General features: G+C 29.0%; 1 protein-coding gene. It reads right to left on the reverse strand.

Going from position 1 to position 1189, the window contains the following annotated elements:
• Window positions 1-131: 131 nt before the first annotated feature.
• Window positions 132-938 carry a leucine-rich repeat domain-containing protein gene (locus DIS07_RS14955; protein ID WP_109406075.1) on the reverse strand — a complete coding sequence of 269 codons (807 nt, stop codon included), beginning with the start codon at window positions 936-938 and terminating at the stop codon, window positions 132-134.
• Between the last annotated feature and the right edge of the window lie 251 nt (window positions 939-1189).

Raw genomic sequence — 1189 nt, forward strand, 5'->3', positions numbered from 1 at the left:
CTAAATAGCATATTAAATAAAAAAATAAAAGCTCAAAAAACGAATGAATAGATTTTTGAGCCTAGAAAAATATTGTAAAAATTTAACGAAGAATTTATTTGTTTTTTAACTCAGTTCTTTGTTGCCAACAGTTATTTTTTCAGTTCTTCTAATTTTTTGATCTCCCAATCTTTGTTATCGTAATACCTTTTGTTCTTATCATCCCAATCCGTAAAATTTCCCGAATTCAGTGTTTTATGATTCTCTAAAATGACTTTTTTAATTTCTTTTGGTACAATTACTAAAATGTCAAACCTAACCAAACTCTTAAGCTCTAACAGACTTTTGTATGAATTCTTGTCAATTATAGATGCGGAATTCAAATCTAAATGTTTTAGCTTTTTTAGGTTTTCGTAAGGTTTTAAACTTTTAAGCCTCAAATTTTTTGGTGCAAAAGTATCTCCATTAAGAGAAAGTCCAATTAGAGAAGTTATTTGTCCAATTTTTTCATAATTCTCAACTTTAAAAGAGTTTTCAATTCTTAAATGAGTCAGTTCAATTTTTGCAATCGGCGAAATGTCTTTAAGTTGAGTAAATCTTTCCAATTCTAATCTTTTGAGTTTTGTCAGTTTTAAAACTGGGTTTAAGTCAGTTGCCTTTGAACTGTCAATTATTAAGTCAGTAAGATTTGGTAAGTCACAAAAAATATCAAGAATCTCTTGATTAATTCCACAAGCGATAGAAATCCGCTTTACTTTATTCAAGTTTGGGATTATTTTAATCCATTCGCCTTTTACTCGTTCTTTTTCTTTTTTTCCAGCAACGTGCCATTGAAAAGATAAACTTCCAATTCGAATATTTTCAGAGTTTATTTTCGGATTATTATACTGCTGTATATTCTCATAATCGTAAATATGTTCTGGCGAAAAAAATTGATGATTTTTATATCTGTCGTTCATTCTAATTGTTGGCAACGTGTTTGTGTATGCTTTGTTGCGTTGGTTTAGCGTAAAGTTAGCAAATAATAACTGAATAGAAAATCCGCGAGGATTTTCGTAAGTTGGCTAAAAGAAAGCAATAAAATATACACGGCTTAAGTTTGTCTTTTACTAATTTTGATATATAATCAGAAAGAATAAAAGAGAGAATTAAGGTTAATATACACGGTGAAGCTTTAGACTTCGACAACATTGGTAATCCTCTCTCTTTT

This window comes from Polaribacter aquimarinus, assembly GCF_003129485.1.
GTDB classification, from domain to species: domain Bacteria; phylum Bacteroidota; class Bacteroidia; order Flavobacteriales; family Flavobacteriaceae; genus Polaribacter; species Polaribacter aquimarinus.

Bases quoted from the DNA above. Each gene is read 5' to 3' on its own strand.
- DIS07_RS14955 (WP_109406075.1), bottom strand. From the start codon at position 938: ATGAACGACAGATATAAAAATCATCAATTTTTTTCGCCAGAACATATT.